This is a genomic window from Priestia filamentosa (assembly GCF_900177535.1).
GTDB classification, from domain to species: domain Bacteria; phylum Bacillota; class Bacilli; order Bacillales; family Bacillaceae_H; genus Bacillus_I; species Bacillus_I filamentosa.
In genome coordinates this window covers 969,012-987,750 of the sequence record NZ_FXAJ01000002.1, presented here as the reverse complement: position 1 = coordinate 987,750, position 18,739 = coordinate 969,012, and the positions used below count along the sequence as shown (strand labels likewise).

General features: G+C 34.5%; 16 protein-coding genes. 13 read left to right on the top strand and 3 right to left on the bottom strand.

Going from position 1 to position 18,739, the window contains the following annotated elements:
* Positions 1 to 470 precede the first annotated feature (470 nt).
* Positions 471 to 1,001: an IseA DL-endopeptidase inhibitor family protein gene (locus tag B9N79_RS12045; RefSeq protein WP_019390994.1), complete on the top strand. Its 531-nt coding sequence runs from the start codon at positions 471 to 473 to the stop codon at positions 999 to 1,001.
* Between the two features lie 98 nt (positions 1,002 to 1,099).
* Here the strand turns inward: B9N79_RS12045 and B9N79_RS12040 are convergent, their stop codons facing one another.
* Positions 1,100 to 1,936 (bottom strand): AraC family transcriptional regulator, encoded by an 837-nt coding sequence (locus B9N79_RS12040; RefSeq protein WP_085118418.1) that lies wholly within the window; start codon positions 1,934 to 1,936, stop codon positions 1,100 to 1,102.
* A 198-nt stretch (positions 1,937 to 2,134) separates the two neighbouring features.
* Between B9N79_RS12040 and B9N79_RS12035 the strand changes: the two genes are divergently transcribed.
* The 10 genes from B9N79_RS12035 (at position 2,135) to B9N79_RS11985 (ending at position 14,064) form a co-directional block, all read left to right on the top strand.
* Complete coding sequence (locus B9N79_RS12035) at positions 2,135 to 3,280, top strand: Gfo/Idh/MocA family protein (protein WP_046217434.1); 1,146 nt, start codon at positions 2,135 to 2,137, stop codon at positions 3,278 to 3,280.
* Between the two features lie 15 nt (positions 3,281 to 3,295).
* Entirely contained in the window at positions 3,296 to 4,177 is an 882-nt protein-coding gene (locus tag B9N79_RS12030) for a sugar phosphate isomerase/epimerase family protein (RefSeq protein ID WP_046217433.1), read from the top strand.
* 140 nt (positions 4,178 to 4,317) lie between these two features.
* Complete coding sequence (locus B9N79_RS12025; RefSeq protein WP_046217432.1) at positions 4,318 to 5,751, top strand: sugar porter family MFS transporter; 1,434 nt, start codon at positions 4,318 to 4,320, stop codon at positions 5,749 to 5,751.
* Between the two features lie 238 nt (positions 5,752 to 5,989).
* Complete coding sequence (locus B9N79_RS12020; RefSeq protein ID WP_046217431.1) at positions 5,990 to 7,087, top strand: MBL fold metallo-hydrolase; 1,098 nt, start codon at positions 5,990 to 5,992, stop codon at positions 7,085 to 7,087.
* A 584-nt stretch (positions 7,088 to 7,671) separates the two neighbouring features.
* The gene (locus tag B9N79_RS12010) at positions 7,672 to 8,103 is read left to right on the top strand and encodes a MarR family winged helix-turn-helix transcriptional regulator (RefSeq protein ID WP_040057388.1); all 432 of its coding nucleotides are present in this window, start codon (positions 7,672 to 7,674) and stop codon (positions 8,101 to 8,103) included.
* Positions 8,104 to 8,568: 465 nt separating this feature from the next.
* Entirely contained in the window at positions 8,569 to 9,597 is a 1,029-nt protein-coding gene (locus B9N79_RS12005; RefSeq protein WP_046217430.1) for an NADH:flavin oxidoreductase/NADH oxidase, read from the top strand.
* A gap of 469 nt (positions 9,598 to 10,066) precedes the next feature.
* Complete coding sequence (zwf, locus tag B9N79_RS12000; protein ID WP_046217429.1) at positions 10,067 to 11,554, top strand: glucose-6-phosphate dehydrogenase; 1,488 nt, start codon at positions 10,067 to 10,069, stop codon at positions 11,552 to 11,554.
* A 364-nt stretch (positions 11,555 to 11,918) separates the two neighbouring features.
* On the top strand, positions 11,919 to 12,812 hold the full coding sequence (gene gnd, locus B9N79_RS11995; protein WP_040057391.1) for a phosphogluconate dehydrogenase (NAD(+)-dependent, decarboxylating): 894 nt from the start codon (positions 11,919 to 11,921) through the stop codon (positions 12,810 to 12,812).
* Between the two features lie 45 nt (positions 12,813 to 12,857).
* Complete coding sequence (fsa, locus tag B9N79_RS11990; RefSeq protein WP_040057392.1) at positions 12,858 to 13,526, top strand: fructose-6-phosphate aldolase; 669 nt, start codon at positions 12,858 to 12,860, stop codon at positions 13,524 to 13,526.
* A 49-nt stretch (positions 13,527 to 13,575) separates the two neighbouring features.
* On the top strand, positions 13,576 to 14,064 hold the full coding sequence (locus B9N79_RS11985; protein WP_040057393.1) for a hypothetical protein: 489 nt from the start codon (positions 13,576 to 13,578) through the stop codon (positions 14,062 to 14,064).
* A 196-nt stretch (positions 14,065 to 14,260) separates the two neighbouring features.
* Here B9N79_RS11985 and B9N79_RS11980 read toward each other — a convergent pair whose 3' ends face one another.
* On the bottom strand, positions 14,261 to 14,440 hold the full coding sequence (locus B9N79_RS11980; RefSeq protein ID WP_040057394.1) for a small acid-soluble spore protein H: 180 nt from the start codon (positions 14,438 to 14,440) through the stop codon (positions 14,261 to 14,263).
* A 416-nt stretch (positions 14,441 to 14,856) separates the two neighbouring features.
* Entirely contained in the window at positions 14,857 to 16,161 is a 1,305-nt protein-coding gene (locus B9N79_RS11975; protein ID WP_040057395.1) for an MFS transporter, read from the bottom strand.
* 717 nt (positions 16,162 to 16,878) lie between these two features.
* Between B9N79_RS11975 and B9N79_RS11970 the strand changes: the two genes are divergently transcribed.
* Together B9N79_RS11970 and B9N79_RS11965 are read left to right on the top strand one after the other, a co-directional pair.
* A complete protein-coding gene (locus tag B9N79_RS11970; protein ID WP_019391008.1) occupies positions 16,879 to 17,676 on the top strand; it encodes an IclR family transcriptional regulator in 798 nt (265 codons plus the stop codon).
* A gap of 463 nt (positions 17,677 to 18,139) precedes the next feature.
* A complete protein-coding gene (locus B9N79_RS11965) occupies positions 18,140 to 18,673 on the top strand; it encodes a cupin domain-containing protein (RefSeq protein ID WP_019391010.1) in 534 nt (177 codons plus the stop codon).
* The last annotated feature ends 66 nt before the right edge of the window (positions 18,674 to 18,739 follow it).

Genomic DNA, 18,739 nt, shown 5'->3' with positions numbered 1-18,739 from the left:
TATAGGGTTTTGAAATGTAAAAAGGCGGGAAAGATATTTGTAAGCGTTAACAAAAATATAACTCTCTTTTTTTAAGAAGGGTAGAGAATTTGAAATAAAGAAACATAAGAAGAAGGAATACGGCATCAGAGCAAGAATAGACTAAGAACCTTCCCTAAACTTTTTATGGAAAATAAATGAGAGCCGTTTTTATTAGTTTTTTTTCTAAAGAAAAGGGTAAATAAAAAATAAGTCGGAAAATGTCTTTATTGTAACAATTTTGTCACACAAAAACCGTTTTATTTTTAACTTAAGTCAAAAATTCTCTCTTAATACGTAATAAATAGAGAAATAGTAAATAAATTTCATAAAAAGAGAGAAAAACCTTTTCTTTTTTTAAAAACTGTTGTAATATAAATGTAACAAAAGTAATACAAAGAAAATTTACGTTACATAAAGATATGAATTTAAAATTGAGGAGTGATTTAGAAATGAAGAAAATTGGACTAGTATTATCATCAATCGCAATGTTTTTTGCTCTAAGCACAGGAGCTACAGCCCAGACAAATTCTCAAACACTAACAAATGCAAATGCGATTAAAATCGCCGCTAGCGCCAGCGATCATTTCTGGAATGCCCTACACGGTTATAAAAAAACACCATGTACACAAGGCACATTTAACTATAAAGGAACACCATACACATACCTTTGCCCAGAATTTGATACTAAAGCAGAATTAACAAACTACTTATCTGAAACATTTACAAATAACGCAGTTGAAAAAGGATTAACAAAATACAGCTACATCACATACAATGGCAAACTTGCTCACCCAGTTGGCGACGGATTCAGCATGCTAGAGTGGACAAAAGCGAAAGCAAAACTTGTTTATCAAACATCGACAGTTCGTTCTTATGAGTTTACAGTTCCAACAGTTGATGGAGCAACTGTAAAACGTACTGTAACATTCTACAAAGCGGGAACACAATGGAAAGTAAATAAATTTGATGCAGTTCAATAAAATAGAAAAAAGCAACTTGCTTCTATAGCAAGTTGCTTTTTTCTATTTATAGAGATTTTAAATAAGAACTTTATCAATTAAGTTTTTATACAGAGCACCTAAAATTGAATTTCTCTAAACTGTTTTGGAGTTAAGCTTGTATGTTTTTTAAAGGTTGTCATAAAGTGGGTGTCACTATTAAATCCAGCTTCAATCGAAATTTCTTTAATAGATATGTTTGTGTTTTGAAGTAACCTTTTAGCATAGTTGATTCGGAAGTTGATAATGTATTCATATGGTGAGAAGCCAGTGTACTTTTTAAATACACGGGAAAAGTGGAAAGGAGTTAAGTGAACATACTGAGCTAACTCTTTTAGGTTAATCTCATTTGTAAAGTGATTTTCAATATATGAAATAGCATGTGTAATTACTCTTTCTTGAATATCCGTTGTTTCGTGTGAGACTTCATTCAATTCATACATGGTTTTATGAATATTCATAGAGATTAAATGCTCATTAATATTTGCTTTTTCTGCCATACGGACAATTTGACTCATGCATTCTGGAATCACAAAATTGTTTTTAATTGAAAAAGTACAGCCGCTTTTTTCAAAGAGTAAATTAAAATAATGCTCACTAGGTATGCCAGAGAAATGAAACCATTCAAAAAATACGTCTTCATTTGCCTGGTACATATGAGGCTGACAGCAGTTAAGAAAAACGAGCGTATCTTTTGGGGCTTGAAACTCCTGATTTTGGTATCGAATTGTCATTGATCCCTTTTTGATCAACATCATAAGGTAGTTATTGTAATGCTCTCTTTCTATAAAATATGTATTGTTACAGTAGAATAGCCCTGAATCATGTAAACAGTAAAGGGCATTCTTTGCAAACTCGCTTGGGATATGAAAGAAGATTTCAGATTGATTTAGTACACCTTTTTCAATGATTTTCATATTAGTTCTCCTTCTAATAGAAATGATGTTAGCTACATTATAATGTAGATTTATTAAATGTTTGAAAACGCTTCCCTGTATAGCAATATTGTTAAGTTACTAAGCAATATAACTTAGTGTATTTGTGTTTTTATTATAATAAAATGAATTTACGGAAAGCAATAAGTAATAGTAATATTCAAAAAAGGGGAGATACATATGAAAGAAATTAGAATTGGACTTGTTGGTGCTGGATGGATGGGGAAGGCTCACACTAACGCGTTTTTAAATGCACTAATGCTGTATGGCCCACAAGCAGGAAAACCTGTTTTTGAAGTTGTTGCAGATGTGAACGTTGAAGCAGCGAAAACGGCATGCGAAAAATTAGGTTTTGCAAGATGGGCAAATAATTGGCAAGAAGTTGTGACAGATTCAAATGTGGATGTCATTGATATTGCGACACCAAATGCTTTTCACTACGAAGTAGCAAAAGCAGCGTTAGAAAATGGTAAACATGTATATTGTGAAAAACCACTGACACTTTCTGCAGAGGAGTCTAAAATATTAGCCGAACTTGCTAAACAAAAAGGTGTTGTCAATTATGTTGGTTACAATAACGTAATGAATCCTGCAAACGCTTATATTAAAGAACTTGTTTCTTCCGGAAAATTAGGTAAGATTATGAGATTCTCTGGAACATATGATCAAGACGGTCTGCTAGACCCGACATTGCCGATCACATGGCGTCATGTTAACAAACATTCTGGAAGCGGTGCTCTTGGAGATCTTGGCTCTCACTTACTTAGCGTTTCTCAGTTTATCCTTGGTGATATTAGCCGTGTAAATGCTTTATCGAAAATTGTTATTCCACAAAGACCCGTACAAGCTGGTTCATCAGAGTTAGCGGATGTAGAAAATGATGACTTGATTACGATTCTTGCCGAGTATAAAAACGGGGCAGTTGGTACAATAGGAGCAAGCCGCGTTGCAACAGGACGAAAAAACTACTTAACGTTTGAAATTCAAGGTACAGAAGGTTCCGTTTGCTATTCACTAGAGAGAATGAACGAAGTAAATGTTTATTTTGCATCTGATGACAGTGCTGACAGAGGATTTAGAACCGTATTCCTTGGGCCAGATCACAAAGGTTACAGTGCATTCTATCCAGCATCCGGAATTGCAATTGGGTACAATGACATGAAAGTTTTAGAAGTACATGAGCTGCTTGCTGCCATTTCAGAAGGTAAACCATATGCATGCGATTTTGAATTTGGTTGGAAAATTGATGAGATTGTAAGCGCTATTTTAAAATCCGCTTCAGAACAATCGTGGGTAGACGTTCAAACATTAGTAGAAGTGAAATAAAGGAGGAGAAATAAAATGGAAGTTAAAGTTGGCACAGCACCAGATTCTTGGGGAGTATGGTTTCCAGAAAACGAGAAGCAAATTGATTGGGAAAGATGCATGAATGAAATGGCGGAATCAGGATATCAAGGTATTGAATTAGGGCCATGGGGATATCTTCCGAATGAGTATGAGAAGTTAAAAAATGAACTTGAAAAAAGGAATCTCGAATTGACGGCAACAACACTTGTAGGAGATCTTATGTCTGAAGAGAAAACAAGAGAGATGATGGATCTACTAGATGAGATGGCTAAACTTCAGCTCCAATTTGAAAGTGCAAAATATGTTGTTTTAATCGATGACTGCTACACAGACCTTTTTACAGGTGAGCTAGTAAGACCGCGAACTTTGAACGATGCTGAGTGGAGTAATTTTGTGAGTAATATTCTGAAAATACGCGATTATGCCAAAATACAGTATGGCTTAGAAGTCGTATTCCATCCACATGCTCAAAGTCATATCGAAACAGAAGAACAAATCGAGCGTCTTTTAGATGATACAGATATTAATCTTTGCCTTGATACAGGTCATCATGCCTACGCAGATGGAGATCCTGGGGCATTTATGAAAAAACATCACAAAAGAATACCTTATTTACATGTAAAGAGTTGTGATTTAAAAATACGAGAAAAAATGCAGAGAGAAAATTGGCCGTTCGCTAAAGCAGTAAGCAATGATATTATGTGTGAGCCAGAACTAGGTGTTGTTGATATGAAAGCATTTGTAGAAGTGTTAGAAAGCATTGACTTCAAAGGTTGGGCAATTGTAGAACAGGACATGTACCCTGCACCGTTTGACAAACCATTCCCAATTGCGAAAAGAACAAGAGAATACTTAAAAGTTATTGGCATGAGTTAATGGATTGGAGCCTATGAAATAGGCTCCTTCCTATACTTGCAATATTTTTAAATATAGAAGAGGTATATGTGGCATGTTCATTACCGCTAATGAGGTAATGAGATAGATAAAATCAATATCACTAAAAGGGGATTTTAACTATGCGAAATGTGAAGGTTTCCGATGAGTCAATTCAAGTAAAAGTTCCTGAGAAAAAAGATCCTCGAAAGTTTTTAACATTAGTCATTATTGTATCAACTTTTGGGGGATTATTGTTTGGGTATGATACTGGAGTTGTAAATGGAGCACTTCCTTTTATGGCTCAGCCTGATCAGTTAAATCTTACGGCTTTTACTGAGGGAGTAGTAGCAAGTTCTTTAGTATTAGGGGCTGCTTTTGGTTCATTATTTGGTGGTCGTTTATCAGATAATAAAGGACGCCGAAAAAGCCTTATGTATCTTTCCATTCTTTTCTTCTTTTCTACACTTGGTTGTGTATTTTCGCCAAATTTAGCTGTTATCGTGTTTTTTCGTTTTCTATTAGGCCTAGCTGTTGGTGGCGCTTCTGTTATTGTTCCATCATATCTTGCTGAAATGTCTCCTGCCGATAGGCGTGGTAGAATGGTAACTCAAAACGAATTGATGATTGTAACAGGACAGTTTCTTGCTTTTATGATTAACGCCATTATTGGAAATACTTTTGGAGACACAGGGCATGTATGGCGCTATATGTTAGTGATTGCTGCATTACCAGCCATTGCATTGTGGATTGGAGTAGCAATATTACCTGAAAGCCCACGCTGGTTAGTGACAAAAGGAAAATTAGGGGATGCACTGCAAGTTCTTCAAAAAATTAGAAAAGAAGGACACGCCCAGCAAGAGTTACATGAGATTAATCAATATATTGAAGCGGAGAAAAAAATCGAAAAAATTGGATTTAAAGATTTAAATACCCCGTGGATTCGTCGAATTGTCTTCCTTGGAATAGGGATTGGTGTCATTTCACAATTTACAGGTATTAACTCCATTATGTACTACGGCACAAAAATTCTTCAAGATTCAGGATTTGGTACAAAAGCCGCTTTAATCGGCAATGTAGCCAACGGACTGATCGCGGTAATTGCGTGTATCATTGGAATGTCGCTTATGAATAAAGTGAATAGACGTGCTATGTTTCTCTTTGGTTTAACGGGTGTAACTTTGTCTCTTATTTTAATTGGTATTTCTTCTATTGTACTGGAAGGATCTTCAATGCTCCCCTACATTACCTTATCTTTGACAGTTCTCTATTTAGCCTTTTTTCAAGGAGCAGTTGGTCCATTAACATGGTTAATACTTTCAGAAATTTTCCCTGCGCGCCTACGCGGTCTAGGGATGGGAATTGCTGTTTTATGTTTATGGCTTGCGAACTTCTTAGTTGGGCTGTTTTTCCCTGTACTGCTTAGTGGAGTTGGAATCTCAGCAACATTTTTCGTATTTGCTGTTTTTGGTATCATCGGTTTAATTATGATTGCTAAGTTTTTACCAGAAACAAGAGGGTTATCATTAGAACAGATTGAGCGTAATTTTAAAAGAGAGTCAGAACTAAAAATATAAAGAAACTAACTCTACACTTGTAAGCGCTTCAAATAAAAATGGAAATCAACGAGATTAAAATTCAGAAATTTCATTTAAATGAGCTGAGAATCTAGAAATAAAAAGCTTAACACCGTTTTATAATGGTTGTTAGGCTTTTTTATTTTCTGAATTTACAAGAATAAGAGTATACTAATAGGAGCAAGAGACATCTTCATAAAATACATAGCTAAAGTTGAAAGGAATGGGGGAACTAGTGATGATTTATTTAATCGCTGTTTTACTTGTATTATGTCTGGCCATTGTATTATTTATCAACTTTCATCCTGTATTTGGGGGAAGTGTAAAGAAAGAACAAAAGGAGAATTATAGTAGCCTTAATAATTATAAAAATGGAAGATTCATAAATTTAGTACCAACGAATGAGAAGGTGGGTGTTGGTGATATGTTCTCTATGCTTAAAGATTCTTTTAGGAATAGAGAAGAGCGCAAACCGAATCAAAACCTCCCTATTGTTGAGGTTGATTGGAATAAAGTCAACAGTGAAAAGGATAGTTTAACTTGGTTTGGTCACTCTGCTTTTTTACTTAGTATTGATGGGAAAAAACTGCTCGTCGATCCCATGTTAGGTTCCGTGGCTTCACCAGTTTCGTTCGTAGGAAGTAAACGTTATAGCCAAGATACATTAACAATTATTGAACGGTTACCTCGTATTGATGCTGTCCTTCTTACTCATGATCATTATGACCACCTTGATTATCTGTCAATCCGAAAGTTAAAGAATAAAGTGGAACATTTCTTTGTTCCTCTCGGTGTTAGGCCGCACCTTCTTCGGTGGGGCATTGTCAAAGAAAAAGTCACTGAACTAAACTGGTGGGAGGAAAGGGAGTTTCGCGGCTTAACAGTAGCGCTAACACCATCAAAACACTTTTCTGGAAGAGGGGTTTTTAATCGAAATACAACTCTATGGGGAGGATGGGTTGTTCTTGGACAAAAAACACGTTTTTATACGAGCGGAGACGGGGGATATGATGCCCATTTCAAGGAAATCGGAAAAAAATATGGACCGTTTAATCTGACCTTGATGGAAGGTGGCCAATATGATCGACGCTGGTCTGATATTCATATGAAGCCCGAAGAATCTGTGCAGGCTAATATCGATGTAGGGGGAAAGCAGATGATGTTAATCCATTGGGGAGCTTTTACACTTGCTTTTCATCCTTGGACGGAACCTGTCGAACGGGCCTTAATAGAAGCACAAAAAGAGGGGGTGAATATGGTAGTTCCTAGGATTGGAGAAACTGTTGAATTAACAGGAGAGATATCACATTCATCTTCTGTTTGGTGGAGAATGTAAGTAAGGTAAATCAGCTTTTGGAAGAACAGTAAGCAAGAGGCTTTAATAAATAATAAAATTCATAGAGAATGAAGTTTTCTATAAAAATATTATGTTAACTAAAACAATGTAAAGATAAGTAGAAGAACTTTAGAAAAAGGAGCGCTTGCTAATCACGATTGAGTTCGAAAAGTAAGAAATGGTGAACAACTAAAAGAGTTTAATCAAGAAGAAATTTTAAGACCTAATGCAAAAATTAAAGAATTTGAAATATAGATCGTCTATAAATTATCCTTTTTTAAAAAGCTGATTCCTTAACAGGGGAATTGGCTTTTATATTATAATCAATCTCATTCTCGCCCATCTTGAACATGTTACTTCACTTTATGTGCGATAGAAAAACGTCGTCCAAAAATGTATATTTAGGGAAGACAGCATATTTTAGTAAGCTAAACATGATCATATTAATAGCTCTCGATTATTTTTATAAATTTGACTTAGTAAACTAAAATATTAATAATGAGTGTAGGTTATATGCTATTATAGTAACTATTATGTAGTTCAGTGAGCTAACAAATGATTTAGATAAAACAGGAGGGGTTTGTATGGAGGGCAATCAAAGACATAATCTTCTAGATAATTGGCTATCCATCATTAATGTCCAAACAAACATTGCAAATACATTAGAACGTGCACTAGAGGAACAATACAGTCTATCATTAAAAGAGTTTTATGTTCTTTATTTTTTATCACAGACAGATGATAAGCAATTAAGACTTCAGCAGTTGCAAGAGATGGTCGGATTGAGTCAAAGTGCGATTTCAAGGTTAGTTGGAAGAATGGAAGCAAAAAGCTGTGGAGCATTAGAGAGACACTTATGTGAAGATGACCGTCGAGGTATTTACACTCGGTTAACATCACTAGGGGAAGAAAAATTAAACAAAGCTTTAGCTACTTTTGAAGAAATTCTTCAATCAATCTTAGCAGAAGGAAAAATGCAAAGTGAGTGGCAATCGTTTCTAAACAAATTTCAATAATAAAGGATATGGGTATAAGAAGATAGAAATAAATATGAGGGCGCTCTTGATTCTATCTCCTACCCATTTTACTTTATAATGAATGGGGATTATTAACATTTAAGTATTCACTCAATCGTTATAGTAATACATGAATTTCTACTAAAGTTTATGTAGAATTAGCGTTTGACAGAAGAAAAATAAGATGGTAAATTATATGCGTGCGCATGCATGTTAAGTTCATCACTTTTAAGATTAGCGGTATTTATATAGATTGGTCTTTGAACTACATTGAATGATGAAATATCATTTAATAGAAGCATGATAGGGATAATAATTTAAATGCGTGCACATGCATATTAAAGTGTATGGACAATAAATAGTCCAAAAGATGATCGCTGATGTCAGATGTGGAGAAAATTTTTCATTCTCCATTTATTTTGGGTGTTTATTAAAACAGAAAAAAATGATAAAGGAGTTTTTAGAATGAACGATTTATTTACGCCTTATAAACTAAAAGGGCTGGAGATGAAAAACCGTATTGTTATGCCTCCCATGTGTCAATATTCAGTAAATGCGAAAGATGGAATTGCGACAGACTTTCACTATCTACATTATGTAAGTCGGGCAATCGGTGGAGCTGGATTTATTATAATTGAAATGACAGATGTAGAACCAGACGGACGAATTTCAGATTTCGACTTAGGTTTATGGTCTGATGATCAAATTCCAGCACTCAAACGCATTGTAGAGGCTTGTCACAAATACGGAGCGAAAGTAGGCATCCAAATTGCCCACGCAGGACGTAAAGCAGAAGATGCAGAAGTTCCTGTAGCACCGTCCGCCATTGCTTTTGATGAAAATTATAAACAACCTCGTGCACTTTCAACTGAAGAAGTGAGGGAAATGGTTGAAAAGTTCCGTAAAGCGGTACAACGTGCAGTGAAAGCAGGCGTTGATGCGATTGAAATTCATGGTGCTCATGGCTACTTAATTCATCAATTTCATTCTCCATTAACAAACAAACGTGATGATGAGTATGGAGAAGATTTAACGAAGTTTGGTTGTGAAGTTCTTCGTGCAGCTAAAGAGGAAATGCCAGAAGATATGCCATTAATAATGCGTATTTCTGCAAAAGAATATGTAGAAGCTGGATATGATATCGAAGAAAGCATCGAATTTGCAAAAAAATATCAAGAAGAAGGCGTTGATATCTTTGACATCTCTTCAGGTGGAGAAGGTCCAATCGGGGCAGGAGGACGTCCTGGAACACACGCGGGATACCAAGTACCTCTTGCAAGAGAAATAAAAAAAGCGCTTAATGTTCCTGTTATTGCTGTAGGAAGATTAGATGAACCAACACTTGCTAACGCAGTGATTGGAAATGAGGAAGCAGACCTCATTGCGGTTGGCCGAGGCATGTTAAGAAATCCTTACTGGGCATTAGAAGCATCGAAAAAATTAAACAAAGAAACTGAAATTCCTAAACAATACGTGGATGGTTTTAGACGCTAAGCTTACATTCAAATGGTATCTATCTAAGAAAAGCTTGTCATTATGATAAATCGTAAATAAGCAGAATTAAATCATAAAATATTTAGGGAAAAAAAAGGATCTTCAGTTGAAGGTCCTTTTTTGCTACTTATTTACATTAATATCCTTTAGTTCAGTAAGAAATAAATCTTCAGCTTCTTACTAGAACATTTTTAGCTTAAAGGGGGAAGAAGCATTGTCTTGTTCTGCTGATATCTTTTATCCATCCTACTATCATGTACATAATTGATAAAGCAAAGGGACAAACTTTTCAAAGTGGGAAAACTTCCTAAAAACAAAGGAATTTCGTTTGTCAGTTATTGGTATCCTCTCATGAAATCGTTCCTAGTGAAATCAATAAAGAACTATTTAAACGGGGGAGACATGAGATAGGGTTCTTCATAGTTAATGTAAAAAATTAAAAAAAATTTATTAAAAGGAGGATTGTGGAATGGAATCGATGACTTTTGTTTTATTTGGAGCGACAGGAGATTTAGCAAAAAGAAAAATTTTCCCTGCTCTGTATAATCTGTTTTTAGATGAGAAAATCCCTCCATCTATTTCTATTATTGGGTCAGGTATAGAAGAAATGTCTGATATAGATTTTCAAAATGGGGTGAGACAATCAGTAGAAACTTTTTCTCGACGATTGATAAATAACCATTCAAAAATAGAGGATTTTATAAGCTCTTTTTGTTACAAAGCCTTAGATGCGACAAATAATAAAGACTATGAAGATTTATTAGATCTTGTTCAGCGACGTGAAGAAGAACTAGGGATTCCAGAAAATCGGATGTTCTATTTATCGGTAGCACCAGATTTTTTCGATCTTATTGCATTAAATATTAAAGAAAGTGGATTAGGTTCTACGAAAGGGTGGAAGCGTCTTATTATTGAAAAACCATTTGGGCATGATTTGACATCTGCGCAAGATTTAAACGAAAAATTAAGTCAAGCCTTCAAAGAAGATGAAATTTATCGAATTGATCATTATCTTGGAAAGTCGATGGTTCAAAACTTGGAGGCTTTAGAATTTGCCAATCCTATTCTTCAATCATTATGGAATAACCAACATATTGCTAATGTTCAGATTACAGCAAGTGAGACGGTCGGAGTAGAAAAAAGAGCTGATTATTATGATCAAGCAGGCGCAATTCGGGATATGGTTCAAAATCACATGCTACAACTCGTAATGATGACTGCTATGCATCTTCCTAAAAAACTTAGTTCACACGAAATCCGTGATGAAAAGAGGAAAGTGATGGAGTCACTTCGTTCAATAAAGAAAGAAGATGTAGGTCTGCATATTATCCGAGGTCAATATGATGCAGGTGAAATTCATGGTCAACCAGTTGTGAAATATACCGATGAACCTAAAATTGATTCTTCTTCTCAAAATGATACATTTGTAGCTGCACGCTTATGGATTGATAATTCCTTTTGGAATGGAGTACCTTTTTACATTCGAACTGGAAAAAGAATGAAGGATAAGTCAACTCGAATTGTCATTGAATTCAAAAACTACTTAAAAGATCTGTACGAAAATCAGGATGAGACAGTTGAACCAAATCTCTTAATTATTGAAATTAACCCCCATGAAAATGTAGCTCTACAATTGAATAGTAAAAACCCATTAAAAAATGGAAAAATCGAACCGGTTAGAGTGGAGTTTGCAGCAGATCAAAAAGGGGCACCTGAAGCTTATGAACGTCTCATTTTCGATGCTTTAACAGGTGATTCCACATTCTTTGCTCATTGGAAAGAAGTTGAATTAGCTTGGGAGTGGATTCAACCAATATTAGAAGCCTTTGAAGAAAATCTTTTGCCTCTTTATTTATACTCATCAGGTTCCTATGGTCCAGATGAAGCTAATCATTTACTAGATGAAGACGGCTTCAAATGGTGGCTTGATGAAGAATATGTGGAACGTAAAAATTAGTTTAACCTCTACAAAAAAAATAAAAAAGTTGTTATGAAGGAATAATAGCTATGAATACTAACATTGAACCACTTGCTATAAATATCATTCGAGTTTTATCTACCGATACTGTTAATGAGGAGAAATCTGATTATCCTGGATTTCTATTGGTGATACGCCTATGAGATATGCTTTATAGGTGAATCATTTGGAAATATTCTTCACATGAATAAAAGGATAATACATGTCTAAATCAAAAACATGTAAAGACAAGAAGCACAACAGCTTTTTTAAACCAAATATTTAAAAATCGAAAAAGCTAGACCGTTAAATAGAAAATAACAATTTTTATTTAGCTAAATATTAAGGGTAGGAGGCAATCATGATGAAAATTGGGTTAATTGGTTTAGGGAAAATGGGTATAAATTTAGGTCAAAATCTATTAGACCAACGTCACCAGGTTGTAGCATTTGATGTAAATGAAGAGGCTGTTGAAGAAATGAGAAAGTATGGAGGTACAGGCACATCTAGTTTAAAGGAACTTATTCATTCATTGGAAACACCTAGAGTTCTTTGGATGATGATTCCCCATACTGTTGTAGATTCAGTTATTGAGGAAATGACGCCTCTGTTAGAAAAAGGAGATATTGTAATCGAAGCAGGTAACTCTCACTATAAAGAATCTATTAACCGTTATAATCAGTTAAAAGAAAAAGGGATTCATTTTATGGATGTGGGGACTTCAGGTGGAATAGAAGGGGCTCGTCATGGGGCTTGTTATATGATTGGTGGAGATCCTGAAGCATGGAATTTAGTCGAACCTATATTCCGTGATACAGCTGTAGAAAATGGATATTTTTATGCAGGAAAAGCGGGAAGTGGGCATTTCTTAAAAATGGTTCATAATGGTATTGAATATGGAATGATGGCAGCAATTGGTGAGGGATTTGAAGTATTAGAAAAAAGTGAATTTGATTATAACTATGAAGGAGTAGCAAGAGTATGGAATAATGGTTCGGTTATTCGCTCATGGCTTATGGAACTATCAGAAAATGCTTTTTCTAAAGATGCTAAATTGGATGATATTAGAGGTATTATGCATTCTTCAGGTGAAGGAAAATGGACAGTTGAAACAGCTTTAGATTTACAGACAGCCACTCCAGTTATTGCAATGTCTTTATTAATGCGCTATCGATCATTAGAAAACGACACATTTACAGGAAAAGTTGTAGCAGCTCTCCGAAACGAATTTGGCGGTCATGCTGTAGAAAAAAAATAAAAAGATAAACTCATATGAATTTTAAAATAATGGAGGAATAAAATTATGAAATTTTTTATTGATACTGCAAACCTTGAGGATATTAAGAAATCATACAAAATCGGTATTTTATCTGGGGTGACAACGAACCCATCTTTAGTTGCAAAAGAAGGCATAAAGTTTGAAGACCGTATTGAAGAAATTTGTAAGATAGTACCAGATGTTGAATCCGTTTCTGCAGAGGTAACGCCAGATGCTGTTACAGCCGAAGAAATGATCGCTCAAGCTGAAGAATTAATTAAAATTAACAATGGAGATAAAAAGATAACCATTAAACTTCCTATGACATTAGAGGGATTAGAGGCAACACGTTATCTTTCTAAAAAAGGTGTAAAAACAAACGTAACACTTATTTTTACAGTGAATCAAGCTCTTTTGGCAGCTCGTGCTGGTGCAACTTATGTTTCTCCATTCTTAGGACGCCTAGATGATATCTCTGAAAATGGAGTATATTTAGTATCTAAAATTGCAGAACTATTCCGAGTTCAAAATATAGATTCTCAAATTATTGCTGCATCTGTAAGACATCCTGATCATGTCACGCGTGTGGCACTTGCAGGTGCTCATATTGCAACAATCCCTTATGCTGTCATTGAGCAATTAGTGAAGCATCCTTTAACTGAGCAAGGAATTGAAAAATTTGCAGCTGATTGGGAAAAAGCAGTTAAAAAGTAAATTAATTAAATGAATATACTTTATTTTAATATGAGTGGGGGGAAGTGAGATGAGTTTGTTAGATGCTAAAGGAATTCACACTACACATGGTGTAGAACTATATGTGGACCTAGTAAAGAACGTTAATATTAAGGAACTTCTTATTCCAACTGTAAATAACCCTTTTTATGGGGTTAAGCTTGAAATTGATTATTTGTTACTAAAAGAACACAAACATTATGAGCATCATTATGAACATCAAAAAAATTCTTTTTGGATTGTTATGGACGAAAACCTCAGTTCAATTACATTAAAAGAGCCTGAGATGGAAAGTTTATTTGCTATTAAAAATGAAGAAGAGAGAGAAGCTACTAAGCAACTTTTAGGTGAATGGTTTATCAAAACAACAGGTTATAAAGCAGCAATTACTCAAAATCTTACTGAATTTGAACAAAACAATTCTGATATGAAGGAAAACGAAGGTACTAAGAAAACTATACAATTTCTAAAGAGATTATTAGAACTAAAGACAGCAGATATCGTAAATGCTTTTATATAGAGGCCAATTTACTTTTAAATGATTAGTTGCAAATGATGAGGCCATGTTCAGCCTAATCAATAAAGAATTTTACCAGATATGTAAACAAACCCCATCCTAACTTTAGATTAGGATGGGGTTTGTCTACGATCTGAAAAGACTTCTTTTAAGGAGTCTTTTTAAAAAGTACACTGTGTTATATATCTTTTTAACTAAATTATTGTTCTGTTAAATCTGATATAGAAACACTTTGTTTATTATTTGGTTCGTCAATATTATGAATTGTAGCTGTCCCATTTTCTTGGTCTACATGTTCAATATAAACACTTTTTCCATTATACATTATATTTGCCATGTCCGTTGAATTAGAAATTTCTTGTGCTCTTTGCGCATCCATGCTGATAGCCTCCTTTCTCATTTATAACAGTTACAGTATTTACGTTTAACTGCTTTATATACATAAAAAGAATATAAAACGAAATAGCACAGTTCATTACCTCCTAATATATTGACATCAGTTCGTTTATTCAAGAACAAAGAAGGTTGCCTTTCTTGTAGATAAATCTAGTGATACCTAGTCAGCCAAGTGCGTTTTCGAAATAGCCTTGGCTGTTTGGCACTCTACCTCTTACCTATTATTAGACATAAAAAGAGTCTAATGATTACCTATTAAACAGTTAAAAGAGGAAATTTTAAAGATATGAAAGGTTAGACGTATAAGGTACCTATAATATAATGATTGTGTTATTAAAAATAGGCTCTATGTTGGATATGATTTATCATTGTAAAGGCTACAAAGTTTCTGTAGTGCTATTAAAGAGTTTTAGAGTCAGGACCATTCGTTTTTTGAATAGACAAGTAATTTTCATGAAGTTCAGAAGATTCTTTCTTAATAGTAAATACGTAAGCGCTTACACCTAGAAGGGATGTGAAAATTAACATAGCAATTGATGTACTGAAGTCACCATCTGATAAATCACGAAGCCATCCCATAATATAGCTTGAAAAGCCGCCCATAATATTTGCAAATCCTAACAAACCAGCTGCCCGTCCAGCTGTTTTAGGCGTTGAATATTTTACTATTAGCATATTACTTAGATGGAAAACTCCTCCCTGACAGCCCATTGCTAGTCCCATACAAACTCCCGCTAAAATTGGATTAGGGATAAAAACAGCTAGTGTTAAAAAAAGGGCTGTCATTGAAAATAAAATGGTTGCCATTAAACTTGGGCGATTTGTTTTATCGGCAAGAAAACCACATGCTAAAACAAACCCAAGCGCAAATAACCAGGAAAGTGAAGTAATGCTTGACATGCCTTCTTGTTCAAATCCTTTGGCTTCTATGAGATATGTAGGGAGCCAAATACTAATTCCAAAGAAGAGAAAAGAGTTTACTAGCATCCCAATCCAGACAAGCCAGAAACGGTAATCTTGAGCAAAATTTTTATTCTCGGCTAGTTTTTCTTCTTTTTCATAATCCGCCTGCCGGATAAAAGCGAGTTCATCTTTACTAACTCCAGGATGTTCTTCTGGTGTATTTCTTGTGAGGAAGATAAACATAGGGATATTAATAAATAAGTTAAAGGCTGCTAACATAAAGAAAGCTGCTTGCCAGTGAAATGATGAAATAACGAGTACAAGTACAACGGATCCAATAGCAGGCCCTAAATAGTTTCCTGTAAGCCATGATGCCTGAGCACGTCCTAATTCAATTTTATTAAACCATGCAGAAATAAACTTACCAGATACAGGTATCATCATTCCTTCTCCAAATCCAAGAATAATTCGGCTTATTAAAAACATTTCATATGAAGTACTGAGACCTGATGAAATCATAGTAAGCGTCCAAACGCATAATCCGGCAATAGCAGTTTTTCGTGCACCTAATTTGTCGATAATGAAGCCCCAAAAGAGATTTGACACCCCATATGCAATAGTAAACACAAATGAAAGGAGGCCAATTTTTGCATTTTTATTTTCACCTGTTATCCCAAGTGCATCTAAAAATTCAGGGTCTGTTTGAATGACAGAAATCCCAACCTTATCGATTTGTCCGAAGAACCAAAAAAAGAAAACGGGTACGATAATATACAACCATCTTTTTTGTCCCTGCAACATCTTATCCTCTCCCTATTAAATATTAAATTTCTTATGATATAAAGCGAAAAGCAAATGAATCAAGGGGACACTAAAGAAAGATTTATTCTCTTCAGCAAAAGTAATAATTCTCCTCATTCTTTACTTTTCTATGAAAACACAATAAATAGGATTATTATTTATGTTTCACTTATAAAACTTTGTTTTTATTTTTTAACAATAAGATAACAAGAATCATTTGTCAATTTAATATTTTGAAAATTCAATATTTTTTAGAGTTGACATTTTTACTTAAACTTATGTCATCGACAACTTTATTTCTTGTAATTACAAAAAATAATATTAAGGCTGTAAGGAATCCATAATTCGTGTTGAATTCAAACTTATAAAAACCTATAATTTACATATAAATAATGTTTTGGATATGAACGATTAACGATTAACTATGAAATTATTGTATAATCAGAGGTTAAATAGAGGTTTAAGCAAAGAAAACTAGAAATGTTGTACATAACTCTTTAATATAAACCTTTTGAAAAATGATTAACTAAAGCATATGGAAGTTAGAGTCACTTAGTTTTTACTCTTATTTATAGTGACGATAGATGGTCTGATAAAAAGAGGCTGTCAGGGGAGCTTTTACCTTTTTTAGAGAAAGAAAGGTGAAGGTAGTTTACTTCTATAGTAAGCTTAAGGTGGCAGAAAGTTAGAATAATAAACAACAGGAGGGGTACTTAAATGGCAAGCGTAGAGAAAGAAAAATATAGCGCCAACGCATTAACAAGAGGATTAGAAATTATAAAGCTTTTCAATGAAGAGCAGCCTAGTTTGTCGCTTTCAGAAATAGCGAAACACTTGGGCGTAAGCAGAACGGTCCCATATCGTTTGTTATTTACACTTCAAAACCTTGGTTATCTTTCCCAAGATGAAAATACAAAGCGTTATAGTCTAACGCCAAAAGTACTTGAATTAGGTTTTAGTTATTTAAACAGTTTAAAATTTCCAGAGATTGCTCAGCCTTATATGGAAACATTACGTGATGAAATCGGTGCCTCTTGTCATTTATCCATTTTGGATGGACAGGAAGTTGTATATGTAGGAAGTGCTCCGATTAGAGGAATATCTGTTGTTAATGTAAATATTGGCTTACGGCTCCCAGCTCATGCAACAGCAAATGGAAAATTACTACTTGCATATGAACCGAAAGAGAGAGTAACGGAAATGTTTCATATTTCAAATCTTACTCCTTATACGGATAAGACTCCAACAGTCCCAGGTGAGCTTCAGCAGCATTTGGAATCCATTCGTCAAAAAGGATATGCGATAACAAGTGGAGAATTCCTTCCTGATATCTACTCTGTTGCAGCGCCAATTTTTGACCGGACAGGGAAAGTTGTAGCTGCTTTAAATGTCGTAGCCGTAGAATCGGTTTATCAGGAAGACTTTATTGATAAAGTAGCATTGCCAAAATTGCTTGAAGTAGCTCACTTACTATCAGATTATATGGGCTACAGTGGAGGTAAAACGGTGCTATAAGCGTTTATTTAAAAAGATTACTAAAAAGCAGTAGGCCGTCTTTATAAAACTCATTATCTTTTTTGAAAAAGTGTGAATCCTCAATTGTTAAGGGGAATCACACTTTTTTTATTTAAAAGAGTATAAATTTACATATGTATGAAGATTTCACGATCACGAGCTTTGTGCACTTTTTCATATTTATCAGTTCGTAAATCCATCTAGAAAGTTAAAGAACAATTTTCTAAATGGATTTTTTATGCTTGTTAGAGGTGAGAAGCTGCTTGGTCGTATTTTAATAGTTTGAACTAGCTACTTAGATTATTCACAAAAAAGATCTATCTAAATAAATTTTTAAATTATCTGAAAATTTTGTTGACAATATAATATTTTCATTTTAGAATTAACTCAAAGATAAAACATAGTTTCATATATAAAACAAAACATAGTTTTATATATAGCTAATAAAGGGAGGATTTTTAAAATGACAAAAGCAACTTTTTCCGTAAAAGAATTTGAAAAGAAATATGTGGCTCGCTTGCAAGATCGTACACTTGATTGGAATGTGTTAAAGTTCCAAGAAGAGATTGATCCAGCTTATAGACGTGCACAAATGAGGTATATTGGGCGCGGTGCTACAGCTAATAATGATTCAAATGTTATTACAGCAGAACATTTTACTCTAAGTACAATGGTTCTTCCTCCAGGATGTATTGGACCATTACATCTTCACGATGATGTAGAAGAAGTGTTCTTTATCCTTGAGGGAGAAGTTACAGCATTGATTCAGGAAGATAGCGACAGTGAAGTGCATGAAATTAAACTAAGTGCGAGAGACTGCATTAGCAGTCCGCCAGGAGTATATCGTGGCATTAGAAACCATGGAAAAGAAGAGGCACGTATGCTCGTTATGCTTGGAGCGGTAAAACCAAATTTACCAACATATCCAGAAGGTAGCGAACTTGAAGAACTCCGTAAACAACGTGCTAAAGAGAGAGAAGCTATTATTAAAGATTAACGAGAGAAGTAGAGGAGGAAGGGCTGCATTATGAAAATAATGCAGTACCCCTTTTAAGTGGAATGA